This window comes from Shigella sonnei (assembly GCF_002950395.1).
Lineage (GTDB): Bacteria > Pseudomonadota > Gammaproteobacteria > Enterobacterales > Enterobacteriaceae > ECMA0423.
In genome coordinates this window covers 1,895,049-1,910,611 of record NZ_CP026802.1, presented here as the reverse complement: position 1 = coordinate 1,910,611, position 15,563 = coordinate 1,895,049, and the positions used below count along the sequence as shown (strand labels likewise).

10 protein-coding genes, 1 tRNA gene and 1 other RNA gene are annotated in these 15,563 nt (G+C 51.8%); 9 read left to right on the top strand and 3 right to left on the bottom strand.

What is annotated here, in order from left to right; genetic code table 11:
• Window positions 1-38: 38 nt before the first annotated feature.
• Complete coding sequence (gene putA, locus C1P89_RS10280) at window positions 39-4,001, bottom strand: trifunctional transcriptional regulator/proline dehydrogenase/L-glutamate gamma-semialdehyde dehydrogenase (RefSeq protein ID WP_000537543.1); 3,963 nt, start codon at window positions 3,999-4,001, stop codon at window positions 39-41.
• A 421-nt stretch (window positions 4,002-4,422) separates the two neighbouring features.
• Here putA and putP point away from each other — a divergent pair, with 421 nt between their 5' ends.
• From putP to C1P89_RS10245, 6 genes are all read left to right on the top strand, one after another.
• The gene (putP, locus tag C1P89_RS10275) at window positions 4,423-5,931 is read left to right on the top strand and encodes a sodium/proline symporter PutP (RefSeq protein WP_001018475.1); all 1,509 of its coding nucleotides are present in this window, start codon (window positions 4,423-4,425) and stop codon (window positions 5,929-5,931) included.
• Between the two features lie 665 nt (window positions 5,932-6,596).
• Window positions 6,597-7,427 carry an iron uptake transporter permease EfeU gene (gene efeU, locus C1P89_RS10270; RefSeq protein WP_000497942.1) on the top strand — a complete coding sequence of 277 codons (831 nt, stop codon included), beginning with the start codon at window positions 6,597-6,599 and terminating at the stop codon, window positions 7,425-7,427.
• 57 nt (window positions 7,428-7,484) lie between these two features.
• The gene (efeO, locus tag C1P89_RS10265; RefSeq protein WP_000154398.1) at window positions 7,485-8,612 is read left to right on the top strand and encodes an iron uptake system protein EfeO; all 1,128 of its coding nucleotides are present in this window, start codon (window positions 7,485-7,487) and stop codon (window positions 8,610-8,612) included.
• Window positions 8,613-8,617: 5 nt separating this feature from the next.
• The gene (gene efeB, locus C1P89_RS10260) at window positions 8,618-9,889 is read left to right on the top strand and encodes an iron uptake transporter deferrochelatase/peroxidase subunit (protein WP_001199462.1); all 1,272 of its coding nucleotides are present in this window, start codon (window positions 8,618-8,620) and stop codon (window positions 9,887-9,889) included.
• Window positions 9,890-10,509: 620 nt separating this feature from the next.
• Window positions 10,510-11,298 (top strand): phosphate starvation-inducible protein PhoH, encoded by a 789-nt coding sequence (gene phoH, locus C1P89_RS10255; protein ID WP_005139879.1) that lies wholly within the window; start codon window positions 10,510-10,512, stop codon window positions 11,296-11,298.
• A gap of 580 nt (window positions 11,299-11,878) precedes the next feature.
• Window positions 11,879-12,565 carry a DUF2726 domain-containing protein gene (locus tag C1P89_RS10245; protein ID WP_000009226.1) on the top strand — a complete coding sequence of 229 codons (687 nt, stop codon included), beginning with the start codon at window positions 11,879-11,881 and terminating at the stop codon, window positions 12,563-12,565.
• Window positions 12,566-12,654: 89 nt separating this feature from the next.
• Here the strand turns inward: C1P89_RS10245 and C1P89_RS10240 are convergent.
• Window positions 12,655-12,790: non-coding RNA, RtT sRNA (locus C1P89_RS10240), on the bottom strand.
• A gap of 44 nt (window positions 12,791-12,834) precedes the next feature.
• A tRNA-Ser gene (locus tag C1P89_RS10235) sits at window positions 12,835-12,921 on the bottom strand.
• Between the two features lie 233 nt (window positions 12,922-13,154).
• Here C1P89_RS10235 and ghrA point away from each other — a divergent pair.
• Genes ghrA through ycdY form a run of 3 tightly spaced genes read left to right on the top strand, consistent with a single transcriptional unit; the run spans window position 13,155 to window position 15,463 of the window.
• Window positions 13,155-14,093, top strand: coding sequence for a glyoxylate/hydroxypyruvate reductase GhrA (gene ghrA / locus C1P89_RS10230; RefSeq protein ID WP_000351317.1), 939 nt, complete (start codon window positions 13,155-13,157; stop codon window positions 14,091-14,093).
• A 54-nt stretch (window positions 14,094-14,147) separates the two neighbouring features.
• Window positions 14,148-14,885, top strand: a complete 738-nt coding sequence (gene ycdX, locus C1P89_RS10225; protein WP_000283664.1) for a zinc-binding phosphatase — start codon at window positions 14,148-14,150, stop codon at window positions 14,883-14,885.
• 23 nt (window positions 14,886-14,908) lie between these two features.
• Window positions 14,909-15,463, top strand: a complete 555-nt coding sequence (gene ycdY / locus C1P89_RS10220; RefSeq protein WP_001001907.1) for a molecular chaperone YcdY — start codon at window positions 14,909-14,911, stop codon at window positions 15,461-15,463.
• Window positions 15,464-15,563 lie beyond the last annotated feature (100 nt).

Genomic DNA, 15,563 nt, shown 5'->3' with positions numbered 1-15,563 from the left:
GATGCCGGAGGAGGTTGTAACATCCTCCGGCTACCTGTTTAACCGATCGTCATTAAACTGGCGTTACCGCCAGCGGCAGCGGTATTCACACTCAGCGAACGTTCGATATACAGCCGTTCCAGAAGGATATTGCTTTCGCCACGGGCAAAACCCTGCACCGAAACAATTGCGCCATCCCGCGCAGCAACGGCTTCACACAATGCGCGAAGCTGATCCGAATCACCGTGGAAGATCACCGCATCAAAGGGTTGAGCGGTTATATTTTCCGCTTTCGCCAGTTGAATACGTTCGCTGACTGCCGATGGCAATGCCTTTACTAGCTGACGATGCAGCGCGTCATCCGGCCACAGTACCTGGCTGCCCACCGCCAGCACGGCGGCGAGCTGAGTCAGCGCATCCTGCTCATCATCGGCAATACACAACACGCGCTCACGCGGCAGCAGCGTCCAGGTGTTGCGTTCACCCGTCGGCCCCGGCAGCAATCGTTGTGTTCCTGCCTGCGCCAGCTCGCCATATTGCGTACATAACGCCTGCAATTCTGGACGATTTGCTGCCCATTCCCGCAGTGCATTTAGCGGCTGAGTCAATGCGGCTTTCAACTGTGCATCGACCGGATACTCTGCATCCTGACGCGCGAGCGTCACTGCCAGCGCACTTTCCGGGCGATTCGCCAGCAGACGGTAGAGATAGAGCGGACCGCCTGCTTTCGGCCCGGTACCGGACAACCCTTCGCCGCCGAACGGCTGCACACCAACCACTGCGCCCACCATATTACGGTTAACATACAGGTTACCAACATGGGCCGAGCCAGTGACCTGGGCGATGGTTTCATCAATACGCGTATGGACACCAAGCGTCAGACCATAGCCGGAAGCGTTAATCTGCTCGATCAGCTCTGGTAGCTGGTTACGGTTGTAACGCACCACATGCAGCACCGGACCAAAGACCTCTTTGTGCAATTCGGCAAAGTCATCCAGTTCGATCAGCGTCGGGGCGACAAAGGTGCCGCTTTGCCATTCACGGGCATCTTCGCTGTTTTCCCGCACCGCCTGGAACACCGGACGGCCTTTGCTACGCATGGTCTGAATATGGCGCTCAATATTGGCTTTCGCTTCGCTATCAATCACCGGACCGATATCGGTGGTCAGGCGACCCGGATTACCCATCCGGCATTCGGCCATTGCACCGCGCAGCATTTTCAACGTGTGGTCGGCAATCTCATCTTGCAGGCACAGCACGCGCAGTGCCGAACAACGCTGACCCGCACTGTCGAACGCCGAGGCCAGCACATCCACGACGACTTGTTCGGTCAGTGCTGAAGAATCGACAATCATCGCGTTCATGCCGCCGGTTTCAGCGATGAGCGGAATAGGGCGACCCTGAGCGTCCAGGCGGCTGGCGATATTGCGCTGCAGTAACGTAGCGACTTCGGTTGAACCGGTAAACATCACCCCGCGCACGCGATCATCACCCGTCAGTTGCGCGCCCACGGTTTCCCCCTGACCTGGCAGCAATTGCACCACGCCAGGGGGTACACCCGCTTCCAGCAAAATGGCGATCCCTTGCGCGGCAATCAGCGGCGTTTGTTCTGCCGGTTTTGCCAGCACGCTGTTACCTGCCGCCAGTGCGGCAGCGATCTGCCCGGTGAAAATAGCCAGCGGGAAGTTCCACGGACTGATACACACCACAGGCCCTAATGGACGGTGGGTTTCGTTAGCGAAATCATCCCGCACCTGTCCGGCGTAGTAGTGGAGAAAATCGACCGCTTCGCGCACTTCGGCAATGGCGTTACTGAAGGTTTTTCCGGCTTCACGCACCAGAATACCAATCAGTTGCTGCATCTGGCTTTCCATTAGCACGGCAGCGCGATGCAAAATCGCCGCGCGTTCAGCCGGAGGCGTGGCAAACCAGATTGGCGCGTTATTAACCGCACTTTCCAGCGCCTGTTCTACTTCACGTGGCGTGGCTTCACGCACAAAGCCCACAATATCTTTCGGTTCCGCAGGGTTAATAACGGGCGACATCTCACCTGCCGCTACCGGTTGTTCCAGCATTGGCAAGGCCTGCCATTTTTGCAGTGCACTATTGAGCAGGGCAGAGGAGAGCGAGGCCAGACGGTGTTCGTTAGCGAGATCCAGCCCTGCCGAGTTGTCGCGCCCGTGACCGTAAAGATCGCGCGGCAGGGGAATTTTCGGATGCGGTAATCCAGTTTGCCCTTCCTGTTGCGCCAGTTTTTCTACAGCAGTGACCGGATCGGCGACCAGTTCATCCAGTGGCAAAGAGGTGTCGGCAATACGGTTAACAAACGAGGTGTTAGCACCGTTTTCCAGCAGGCGACGCACCAGATACGCCAGCAGCGTTTCATGTGTGCCAACCGGGGCATAAATACGACACGGTCGGTTAAGTTTACCGTCGGCAACTTTCCCGGTGACCTGCTCGTACAGTGGCTCGCCCATACCATGCAGGCACTGGAACTCGTACTGACCCGGATAGTAGTTCTGACCTGCCAGTTGATAAATCGCTGCCAGCGTATGGGCGTTGTGCGTCGCGAACTGCGGGTAGATTAGATTCGGCACCGCCAGCAGCTTTTTCGCACAGGCGAGATAAGAAACGTCGGTATACACCTTGCGGGTATAAACCGGATAGCCTTCAAGGCCGTCCATCTGCGCACGCTTGATTTCACTATCCCAGTACGCGCCTTTCACCAGGCGAATCATCAGACGGCGACGGCTGCGGGTGGCGAGATCAACCAGGTAATCGATCACCAACGGGCAGCGTTTTTGATAAGCCTGAATAACAAAACCGATGCCGTTCCAGCCTGCCAGTTCCGGCTCGAAACAGAGATTTTCCAGCAGATCGAGGGAGATCTCCAGACGATCGGCCTCTTCGGCATCGATGTTAATACCAATATCATACTGACGCGCCAGCAGGGTGAGTGATTTCAGACGCGGGTAAAGCTCTTCCATTACCCGGTCATACTGGGCGCGGCTGTAGCGCGGATGCAGCGCCGACAGTTTGATTGAAATGCCCGGACCTTCATAGATGCCACGACCGTTAGACGCTTTACCAATGGCGTGAATCGCCTGCTGATAGGAAACCATATACGCCTGTGCGTCTGCGGCAGTCAGTGCAGCTTCGCCCAGCATATCGTAAGAGTAACGGAAACCTTTCTCTTCCAGCTTGCGGGCATTGGCTAACGCTTCCGCGATGGTTTCACCCGTGACGAACTGCTCGCCCATCAGGCGCATCGCCATATCCACACCTTTGCGGATCAGCGGTTCACCGCTTTTACCGATAATGCGGTTCAGCGAGCGGGAGAGGCTGGCTTCGTTATGGGTGGAAACCAGTTTGCCAGTAAACAGCAGCCCCCAGGTAGCGGCATTAACAAACAGTGACGGGCTACGACCAATGTGTGACTGCCAGTTACCGTTGCTGATTTTGTCGCGAATTAACGCGTCGCGGGTGGCTTTGTCGGGAATACGCAACAACGCTTCTGCCAGACACATCAGCGCCACGCCTTCCTGCGATGACAGCGAAAACTCCTGCAATAACCCCTGGACCATTCCTGCACGACCACTGGCATTTTTTTGATTACGCAGTTTATCGGCCAGTTGATACGCCAGTTTGTGCGCCTGTTCAGCAACTGGCTGCGGCAGGCGGGCTTGTTCCAGCAGCATAGAAACCGCTTCGGTTTCCGGGCGGCGATAGGCCGCGGTGATCGCGGCGCGGGAAACCGACTGGGGCAATATTTGCTCGGCAAAGTCGAGGAATGGCTGGTGTGGTTCCTCTGCCGGAGTCGGTGCTTCATCGCTCTCATTGGCCGCGCCAGAAAGCAGCGCAGGTAGCTCCGGCAGAGTATCGCTGTTTTCCAGTTGTTCGAGATAAGAAAAAATCGCCTGCTTAATTAACCAGTGTGGTGTGCGATCGATACGTGTCGCGGCAGACTTAATACGCTCACGCGTCGCGTCGTCCAGCTTAACCCCCATGGTGGTGGTTCCCATGCCATTACTCCTGTTGTTCTGAAAGGTGCAACTTAACGTTATCGTGAAATATCCATGATGTTGCAACTTTGTGCAACCATGTTAAATGTGACTTGCGTAGCAAGCTTAAAAATGAATGAAATGTTAATAAAAGAAATCGATATGACAGTGATTAAAAAATAACTCAGACTTTTTCTCTGCGGCAGTTAACCTTTTTGAAAGGTGCAACCGCAAAAAATGTGAGAGAGTGCAACCTGATGAAAAATAGTGTCGCTGAGCACTAAAATTTAATGTAAATGGTGTGTTAAATCGATTGTGAATAACCAGCGCTTCCGGCAGGATACGGTCGCCCTGGTAAAACATAAACTCTGTTACCCCGTTCCGGTGGCAGATATAACGGCAAGTTTCGACATTGCCGATAATAATTTTTTGGAGACTTTAGATGGCTATTAGCACACCGATGTTGGTGACATTTTGTGTCTATATCTTTGGCATGATATTGATTGGGTTTATCGCCTGGCGATCAACGAAAAACTTTGACGACTATATTCTGGGCGGTCGTAGTCTTGGGCCATTCGTGACGGCATTATCGGCGGGTGCGTCGGATATGAGCGGCTGGCTGTTAATGGGGTTGCCTGGCGCGGTTTTTCTTTCCGGGATTTCCGAAAGCTGGATCGCCATTGGCCTGACATTAGGCGCGTGGATCAACTGGAAGCTGGTGGCCGGGCGGTTGCGTGTGCATACCGAATACAATAATAACGCCTTAACATTGCCGGATTATTTCACCGGGCGTTTTGAAGATAAAAGCCGCATTTTGCGCATTATCTCCGCGCTGGTTATTTTGCTGTTCTTCACCATTTATTGCGCTTCGGGCATTGTGGCAGGCGCGCGTCTGTTTGAAAGTACCTTTGGCATGAGTTACGAAACGGCTCTGTTGGCGGGAGCTGCGTCGACGATCCTTTACACCTTTATTGGCGGTTTCCTCGCGGTGAGCTGGACTGACACTGTACAGGCCAGCCTGATGATTTTTGCCCTGATCCTGACGCCGGTTATCGTCATTATCAGTGTCGGTGGCTTTGGTGACTCGCTGGAAGTGATCAAACAAAAGAGCATCGAAAACGTGGATATGCTCAAAGGGCTGAACTTTGTTGCCATTATCTCATTGATGGGTTGGGGGCTGGGTTACTTCGGGCAGCCGCACATCCTGGCGCGTTTTATGGCGGCAGATTCTCACCACAGCATTGTCCATGCGCGTCGTATCAGTATGACCTGGATGATCCTTTGCCTGGCAGGGGCGGTGGCTGTTGGCTTCTTTGGTATCGCTTACTTTAACGAGCATCCGGCGGTAGCAGGTGCGGTAAACCAGAACGCTGAACGCGTGTTTATCGAACTGGCGCAAATTCTGTTTAACCCGTGGATTGCCGGGATTCTGCTGTCGGCGATTCTGGCGGCGGTAATGTCAACCTTAAGTTGCCAGCTGCTGGTGTGCTCCAGTGCGATTACCGAAGATTTATACAAAGCGTTTCTGCGTAAACAGGCCAGCCAGAAAGAGCTGGTGTGGGTAGGACGTGTGATGGTGCTGGTGGTGGCGCTGGTGGCGATTGCGCTGGCGGCAAACCCGGAAAACCGCGTGCTGGGCTTAGTGAGCTACGCGTGGGCAGGCTTTGGCGCGGCGTTTGGTCCGGTGGTGCTGTTCTCGGTGATGTGGTCACGCATGACGCGCAACGGTGCGCTGGCGGGGATGATCATCGGTGCGCTGACAGTTATCGTCTGGAAGCAGTTCGGCTGGCTGGGACTGTACGAAATTATTCCGGGCTTCATCTTCGGCAGTATCGGGATTGTAGTGTTTAGTTTGCTGGGTAAAGCGCCGTCAGCGGCGATGCAAAAACGCTTTGCCGAGGCCGATGCGCACTATCATTCGGCTCCGCCGTCACGGTTGCAGGAAAACTAAGGGACTTAGCCTGCGGCGGTTTTGTTTGGCTTCAGCAGCGGGTTGCGCTCCCTTAATGTGCCTCGCCATATAAATTGAATGGTGCAGGGAGCGCGCAGGGGGCGGCCAGTCGCCGCCGCCCCCTGCACCCCCGGGCTCTGGCGAACAAAATCGCCGCTGCGCGGTACCTTCAGCTTATCCCCTTCGGCTACCGGGTCGGGCGCGAGGTAACGTCCTGTAAGACGCGCCCTCAGCCCACATCCATGTGGGCTGCCCCGGCCTTCGGGGAACGTTTCAGCGATTTTGACGCCACCAACACCCGCGCTGTTATTATGTTCCGGGCAAAAAGTTAGATTTGATAATCGCGGATGGACGAAATTGCTTGATACACCCGCTTATCAGTTTTACATGGAAGCTGTGATGCATTGAGTCTGGACAGTTTTGTCGGCTGGATAAGGCGTTTACGCGGCATCTGGCAAGAACACATGGCTCGTTGTAAACAATCCCATCTTTGTACCTGGAATAATCGTTTATATCCCCTGGTATTACCTCTCTTTGTTTACATTCCAACATCATTTTATAAACATTCCGCTTGTATTTTTCTTTGCCGTAATGATAATCGCTATCACTGCGATTTACTTTTCTTTGCATGGATTGACTCAGAAAAACGTTTAAGGGTGGGTGGCATGTTTGTTCCGTTTCTCATTATGTTGCGCGAAGGACTTGAAGCCGCGCTGATTGTCAGTTTGATTGCCAGCTATCTTAAGCGTACCCAGCGAGGCCGATGGATTGGCGTGATGTGGATTGGCGTGTTGCTTGCCGCTGCGTTGTGCCTGGGCTTGGGTATCTTCATTAACGAAACCACCGGCGAATTTCCGCAAAAAGAACAGGAACTGTTTGAAGGTATCGTGGCGGTGATCGCCGTGGTGATCCTTACCTGGATGGTTTTCTGGATGCGCAAAGTGTCGCGCAACGTCAAAGTACAACTGGAGCAGGCAGTCGATAGCGCATTGCAGCGTGGAAATCATCATGGCTGGGCGCTGGTGATGATGGTCTTTTTTGCCGTTGCAAGGGAAGGGCTGGAGTCGGTCTTTTTCCTGCTGGCGGCATTTCAACAAGATGTCGGGATCTGGCCGCCGCTGGGTGCAATGCTCGGTCTTGCTACTGCCGTGGTGCTAGGCTTCCTGCTCTACTGGGGCGGTATTCGCCTCAATCTTGGTGCATTTTTTAAATGGACCAGCCTGTTTATTCTCTTCGTCGCCGCAGGGCTGGCTGCTGGTGCCATTCGCGCATTTCATGAAGCCGGATTGTGGAACCACTTTCAGGAAATCGCCTTCGATATGAGCGCAGTGCTCTCAACTCACTCGCTGTTTGGCACGCTGATGGAAGGGATTTTTGGCTATCAGGAAGCACCGAGCGTCAGCGAAGTCGCCGTCTGGTTTATTTATCTCATCCCGGCGCTGGTGGCATTTGCTCTGCCACCACGCGCAGGGGCGACAGCGTCTCGCTCCGCGTAACAAATACGACGCAAACTCTTGCTTAGTTACAACATACTTTAAAGGGATAGTCTCGTCATGACCATTAACTTCCGCCGTAACGCATTGCAGTTGAGCGTGGCTGCGCTGTTTTCTTCTGCTTTTATGGCTAACGCCGCTGATGTGCCGCAGGTCAAAGTGACCGTGACGGATAAGCAGTGCGAACCGATGACCATTACGGTTAACGCCGGGAAAACACAGTTCATTATTCAGAACCATAGCCAGAAGGCGCTGGAGTGGGAGATCCTCAAAGGCGTGATGGTGGTGGAAGAGCGGGAAAATATCGCCCCTGGTTTTAGCCAGAAAATGACGGCGAATTTACAGCCTGGCGAATACGATATGACCTGCGGTCTGCTGACTAACCCGAAAGGGAAGTTGATCGTCAAAGGTGAGGCAACGGCGGATGCGGCGCAAAGTGATGCGCTGTTAAGTCTTGGTGGTGCAATTACTGCATATAAAGCGTATGTCATGGCGGAAACCACGCAGCTGGTGACCGACACCAAAGCCTTTACCGACGCGATTAAAGCAGGCGATATCGAAAAAGCGAAAGCACTGTATGCGCCGACGCGCCAGCACTATGAGCGCATTGAACCGATTGCTGAACTGTTCTCCGATCTGGATGGCAGCATTGACGCCCGTGAAGATGATTACGAGCAAAAAGCCGCCGACCCAAAATTCACTGGTTTCCACCGTCTGGAAAAAGCATTGTTTGGCGACAACACCACCAAAGGGATGGATCAGTACGCTGAGCAGCTTTATACAGATGTGGTCGATTTGCAAAAACGCATCAGTGAACTGGCTTTCCCACCTTCAAAAGTGGTCGGCGGCGCAGCCGGACTGATTGAGGAAGTGGCAGCCAGCAAAATTAGCGGTGAAGAAGATCGCTACAGCCACACCGATCTGTGGGATTTCCAGGCTAACGTTGAAGGCTCGCAGAAAATTGTCGATTTGCTGCGTCCACAACTGCAAAAAGCCAACCCGGAACTGCTGGCAAAAGTCGATGCCAACTTTAAAAAGGTCGATACCATTCTGGCGAAATACCGTACTAAAGACGGTTTTGAAACCTACGACAAATTGACCGATGCCGACCGGAATGCACTGAAAGGACCGATTACTGCGCTGGCGGAAGATCTGGCGCAACTTCGCGGTGTGCTGGGACTGGATTAAGCGTTATGCAGTATAAAGATGAAAACGGCGTGAATGAACCGTCACGCCGACGTTTACTGAAAGGGATTGGTGCGCTGGCGCTGGCGGGAAGTTGTCCGGTCGCTCATGCACAAAAAACGCAAAGTGCACCGGGCACGCTTTCACCGGATGCACGCAATGAGAAACAGCCGTTTTATGGTGAGCATCAGGCAGGGATCCTGACGCCACAACAGGCCGCAATGATGCTGGTGGCGTTTGATGTGCTTGCCAGCGATAAAGCCGATCTTGAGCGGTTGTTTCGCTTGTTGACTCAGCGTTTTGCTTTTCTGACTCAGGGCGGAGCAGCACCAGAAACGCCAAATCCGCGCCTGCCACCACTCGATTCCGGCATTCTTGGCGGCTACATTGCGCCCGATAATCTCACCATCACGTTATCGGTGGGTCACTCATTGTTTGATGAGCGCTTTGGCCTTGCGCCACAGATGCCAAAAAAGCTGCAGAAGATGACGCGTTTCCCCAACGACTCGCTGGATGCGGCGTTATGTCATGGTGATGTGTTGCTACAGATTTGCGCCAACACCCAGGACACGGTTATCCATGCGCTGCGCGATATCATCAAACACACGCCGGATTTGCTCAGTGTGCGCTGGAAGCGGGAAGGGTTTATTTCCGATCACGTGTCGCGTAGTAAAGGCAAAGAGACGCCGATTAATTTGCTGGGTTTCAAAGACGGCACTGCCAATCCCGATAGCCAGAATGATAAGTTGATGCAAAAAGTGGTGTGGGTAACGGCAGATCAGCAGGAGCCTGCGTGGACAATCGGTGGCAGCTATCAGGCAGTACGCTTGATTCAGTTTCGAGTGGAATTTTGGGACAGAACGCCGCTGAAAGAACAGCAGACGATTTTTGGCCGTGATAAGCAAACCGGTGCGCCGCTGGGAATGCAGCATGAGCATGATGTGCCTGATTACGCCAGCGACCCGGAAGGGAAGGTGATTGCGCTGGACAGCCATATCCGGCTGGCGAATCCCCGCACGGCGGAGAGTGAGTCCAGCCTGATGCTGCGTCGCGGCTACAGTTATTCGTTGGGGGTCACCAACTCCGGACAACTGGATATGGGGTTGCTGTTTGTCTGCTACCAACACGATCTGGAAAAAGGCTTCCTGACAGTACAAAAAAGGCTCAATGGCGAAGCGCTGGAGGAATACGTTAAACCTATCGGCGGCGGTTATTTTTTTTCGCTGCCGGGAGTGAAGGACGCGAACGATTATCTCGGAAGCGCGTTATTGCGGGTTTAATGTTTTTAGGCGGATAAGGCATTTGTGCGCAGATGCCTGATGCGACGCTTGCGCGTCTTATCATGCCTACAATCAGTGCGGGTTTGGTAGGCTGGATAAGGCGTTCACGCCGCATCCGGCGATCGTGCACTGATGCCTGATGCAAATCCTGCTGAAAGCACACAGCTTTTTTCATCACTGTCATCACTCTGTCATCTTTCCAGTAGAAACTAATGTCACTGAAATAGTGTTTTATAGTTAAATATAAGTAAATATATTGTTGCAATAAATGCGAGATCTGTTGTACTTATTAAGTAGCAGCGGAAGTTCCCGGCAGTGATAGTCAGTCACTATGGAGATCGCGGATGGTAACGTCCTGTACTGGACATGTTTTAGATAATCAACGCGCCACCACTCGCGGAGTTTTCTCCTCCGGTAGTCATCTCGTCACTTTGCATTTTCAACCTCATCCTTTCTTTTCATGTGTTACCGACGCCGTAAACGGTGCGCGTAGCCGTTTTTCGGCATTTTATCCAAAAGCAAACTATGGCTTACAAGGAAGCCAACCCTCTGATGTTCGTGCGCATAATCGCGCTGCCAACGGCGCGTGTGATGAATACAAACAACTCAAGGTGCTCTCTATGGGAAGACAAAAAGCAGTGATCAAAGCTCGTCGCGAGGCAAAACGTGTGCTGAGACGGGATTCGCGCAGCCATAAGCAGCGTGAAGAAGAATCGGTCACCTCGCTTGTGCAGATGGGCGGCGTAGAAGCCATTGGTATGGCCCGCGACAGTCGCGATACTTCGCCCATCCTCGCGCGAAATGAAGCGCAATTGCACTATCTGAAGGCTATTGAGAGTAAGCAGCTGATATTCGCCACGGGCGAAGCCGGGGGCGGAAAAACCTGGATCAGCGCAGCAAAAGCGGCAGAGGCCCTGATACATAAGGATGTCGACAGGATTATCGTCACCCGTCCAGTTCTGCAAGCCGATGAAGATCTTGGCTTCTTACCTGGAGATATCGCAGAAAAGTTTGCTCCCTATTTTCGCCCGGTCTACGACGTGCTGGTCCGGCGCTTAGGGGCTTCCTTTATGCAGTACTGCCTGCGACCGGAAATAGGGAAGGTGGAAATTGCGCCGTTCGCCTATATGCGTGGACGTACCTTTGAAAATGCAGTCGTCATTCTTGACGAGGCGCAGAATGTGACTGCCGCGCAAATGAAAATGTTTTTAACCCGCCTCGGGGAGAACGTGACGGTTATCGTCAACGGTGATATCACGCAATGCGATTTGCCTCGCGGCGTGTGCTCCGGATTAAGTGACGCGCTGGAACGTTTCGAAGAAGATGAAATGGTTGGGATCGTCCGGTTCGGTAAAGAGGACTGCGTACGTTCGGCACTTTGCCAACGTACGCTGCATGCCTACAGTTAAGTGTGTTATCGGTGCAGAGCCCGGGCGAACCGGGCTTTGTTTTATTTCAACAGATTTTCACTTCAGGTTAGCGTTCAGGGGGGCGACTTTGAGCGTGTTGATAAGCTGAACTGGAGTCTGGTTTAGATACTCTTACCAGGCATTTTTCGTCATAGCATCAGACCAGTGTAATACTGCCAGCGCGGAGAGTTTTTCTTCCAGAAGCCAAAAAAATGAGCATCTGCCTATCTTTTTTCGGCCATTCAACCTGTACAGGAGATCTGGTGCCAATTTTGCTTATGAGGTTTAATCAACAATGGGCTATACTTTGACTGACTGTTTAACACCGAATATATTCCTCTGATTTATTCTTTAGGGATAATATTATAAATGTAAGGTTAATCTTAATTAATTCTTTGCTAATATTGTGTGTTGTTATTTTTTTGTGGAAGGCAAGCCGCAATGGCTAAATAGGGATGGTTGTAATAATCAAAACATGATACTAACTATATATTGATCGTTGCATTGTTGGCATGTAACACGCTGCAGCGAGTAACATTGGTAATGAAATATAATCAACATGGATAGGTGAAAATTAATTATGAGCTTTATGGCTTTTGTAACTTGTTTGACAATTGCATTTATCGCCGGTTTTGCTGTTGCCAGAAAATTGACACTCCGAAAAGTTGCCTCATCGGTAATCATCGCTAAATCGCAACCCGTCCCTTCATCTGCAACTTCCCCTGCCGCTAAGGCGTCGACAAGGAGCTATATACCGCAGAAAACCTATCGTGACTCTCGTTGGCAAGAGCGAGATGAGTTATTTCAGGGAATGGTTGCCGAAGGTATTTTATTGGAAAGAAAAGAGTGGTTAATCACGCGTTGTGAAAAAATGTATTTCGATAATCTGGAAAAATGGTTTGGACATTATTGTCATATCCATTGCCAGGTCTCTCTGGGGCGCTTGATCAACTTTCCAGAACAACCTGAGTTTAGCGAAGAAGAAAGAAAGCGTTTCTTTGCAATTTATAATGGCATGGCAATGGATTATGTTCTGGTTTCAAAGAAGAACAATAAAATAGTCTGTGTTATTGAGCTGGATGACCCGAGTCATGAAAGGGCGGATCGCATTATTCGTGACCGTTGGTTGGATACAATTATGACTCTTGCACGGGTGCCTTTTGTACGAGCTTCTGTCACTAAATTGGAGGAAATTCCTCCGGTCTGGGAGACTCGTGACAAAATTCGCCCATTAGTCGCGGCGACAAAGAGTGAACCGGTGCATTAACTAAGTATCCCGGTCGGGGCTTCTCATCCCCCGGTGTGTGCAATATACGAAAAAAAGCCCGTACCTTCGTACGAGCTCTTCTTTAAAGATGGCGGTGAGGGGGGATTGACTCGCTTCGCTCGCCCTGCGGGCAGCCCGCTCACTGCGTTCACGGTCTGTCCAACTGGCTGTCGCCAGTTGTCGAACCCCGGTCGGGGCTTCTCATCCCCCCGGTGTGTGCAATATACGAAAAAAAAGCCCGTACTTTCGTACGAGCTCTTCTTTAAATATGGCGGTGAGGGGGGATTCGAACCCCCGATACGTTGCCGTATACACACTTTCCAGGCGTGCTCCTTCAGCCACTCGGACACCTCACCAAATTGTCGTTCCTGTCTTGCTGGAACGGGCGCTAATTTAGGGAAATCATGACCTGAGGTCAACAAACTTTTTGAAAAAATCGCGCGTTTATTCAAACTTCAATCAATGTGTGGTTTTAATAAGCGAAATCTGCTTTTTTTGCCACCGACCACGGATTTGTTATGCTGGTGGCCTTTGTAGATCATAACGATAAGTGCGAATAAATTTCGCACAACGCTTTTCGGGAGTCAGTATGGATATCATCTTTTATCACCCAACGTTCGATACCCAATGGTGGATTGAGGCACTGCGCAAAGCTATTCCTCAGGCAAGAGTCAGAGCATGGAAAAGCGGAGATAATGACTCTGCTGATTATGCTTTAGTCTGGCATCCTCCTGTTGAAATGCTGGCAGGGCGCGATCTTAAAGCGGTGTTCGCACTCGGGGCCGGTGTTGATTCTATTTTGAGCAAGCTACAGGCACACCCTGAAATGCTGAACCCTTCTGTTCCACTTTTTCGCCTGGAAGATACCGGTATGGGCGAGCAAATGCAGGAATATGCTGTCAGTCAGGTGCTGCATTGGTTTCGACGTTTTGACGATTATCGCATCCAGCAAAATAGTTCGCATTGGCAACCGCTGCCTGAATATCATCGGGAAGATTTTACCATCGGCATTTTGGGCGCAGGCGTACTGGGCAGTAAAGTTGCTCAGAGTCTGCAAACCTGGCGCTTTCCGCTGCGTTGCTGGAGTCGAACCCGTAAATCGTGGCCTGGCGTGCAAAGCTTTGCCGGACGGGAAGAACTGTCTGCATTTCTGAGCCAATGTCGGGTATTGATTAATTTGTTACCGAATACCCCTGAAACCGTCGGCATTATTAATCAACAATTACTCGAAAAATTACCGGATGGCGCGTATCTCCTCAACCTGGCGCGTGGTGTTCATGTTGTGGAAGATGACCTGCTCGCGGCGCTGGATAGCGGCAAAGTTAAAGGCGCAATGTTGGATGTTTTTAATCGTGAACCCTTACCGCCTGAAAGTCCGCTCTGGCAACATCCACGCGTGACGATAACACCACATGTCGCCGCGATTACCCGTCCCGCTGAAGCTGTGGAGTACATTTCTCGCACCATTGCCCAGCTCGAAAAAGGGGAGAGGGTCTGCGGGCAAGTCGACCGCGCACGCGGCTACTAATAAAGCATCAGGATTCCTGCTATCCTTGGCGGGAATTGAATACAGGAGAGAGTTATGTATCCCGTCGACCTTCATATGCATACCGTTGCCAGCACACATGCATATAGCACATTGAGTGATTACATTGCCCAGGCCAAACAAAAGGGCATTAAACTTTTTGCGATCACCGATCATGGCCCGGATATGGAAGATGCTCCGCATCACTGGCACTTCATTAACATGCGTATCTGGCCGCGAGTGGTTGATGGGGTAGGGATCCTGCGCGGCATCGAAGCTAACATTAAAAATGTTGATGGTGAAATTGATTGCAGCGGTAAAATGTTTGACTCGCTGGATCTGATTATTGCCGGTTTTCATGAGCCGGTTTTTGCACCACATGACAAAGCGACCAATACACAAGCGATGATCGCCACTATCGCCAGCGGCAATGTGCATATAATAAGCCATCCCGGAAATCCCAAATATGAAATAGATGTGAAAGCCGTTGCTGAAGCAGCCGCGAAACATCAGGTGGCGCTGGAAATCAATAATTCTTCATTTTTACACTCACGTAAGGGCAGTGAAGACAACTGTCGTGCGGTAGCCGCAGCGGTACGTGATGCTGGAGGTTGGGTGGCATTAGGCTCGGATTCTCACACCGCGTTTACCATGGGGGAATTTGAAGAGTGTCTTAAAATCCTCGACGCGGTAGATTTTCCGCCAGAGCGCATTTTGAATGTTTCTCCGCGCCGCTTACTGAACTTCCTTGAATCTCGCGGTATGGCACCGATTGCGGAATTTGCAGACCTTTAATTACTAGTAATGGAAATATATTAATGAACGAGTTTTCTATCCTCTGTCGTGTGCTGGGTTCGCTCTATTACCGCCAACCGCAAGATCCTTTACTGGTGCCGCTGTTTACCCTGATTCGTGAGGGGAAACTGGCTGCGAACTGGCCACTGGAGCAGGATGAGTTACTGACGCGTTTACAGAAAAGCTGTGATATGGCGCAAGTCTCTGCCGATTACAATGCGTTGTTTATCGGCGATGAATGTGCAGTGCCGCCATATCGTAGCGCATGGGTTGAGGACGTAACGGAAGCGGAAGTGCGCGCTTTTCTTTCCGAACGAGGGATGCCACTGGCGGATACGCCAGCCGATCACATCGGCACATTGCTGCTTGCGGCTTCCTGGCTGGAAGATCAGTCAACGGAAGATGAGAGCGAAGCACTGGAAACACTGTTCAGTGAGTATCTGTTACCCTGGTGTGGTGCGTTCCTCGGCAAAGTGGAGGCCCATGCAACCACGCCTTTCTGGCGCACCATGGCACCGCTAACCCGTGATGCCATTAGTGCAATGTGGGACGAGCTGGAAGAAGATTCTGAAGAGTAAATGTGATCATCGTCACTCATAACTGCAACAGATAATTTGTTGTTGCATAAAATGTGTGCTCGATCTCATTCATGGCCGCGTTTTCTGCTATCATGCGCGG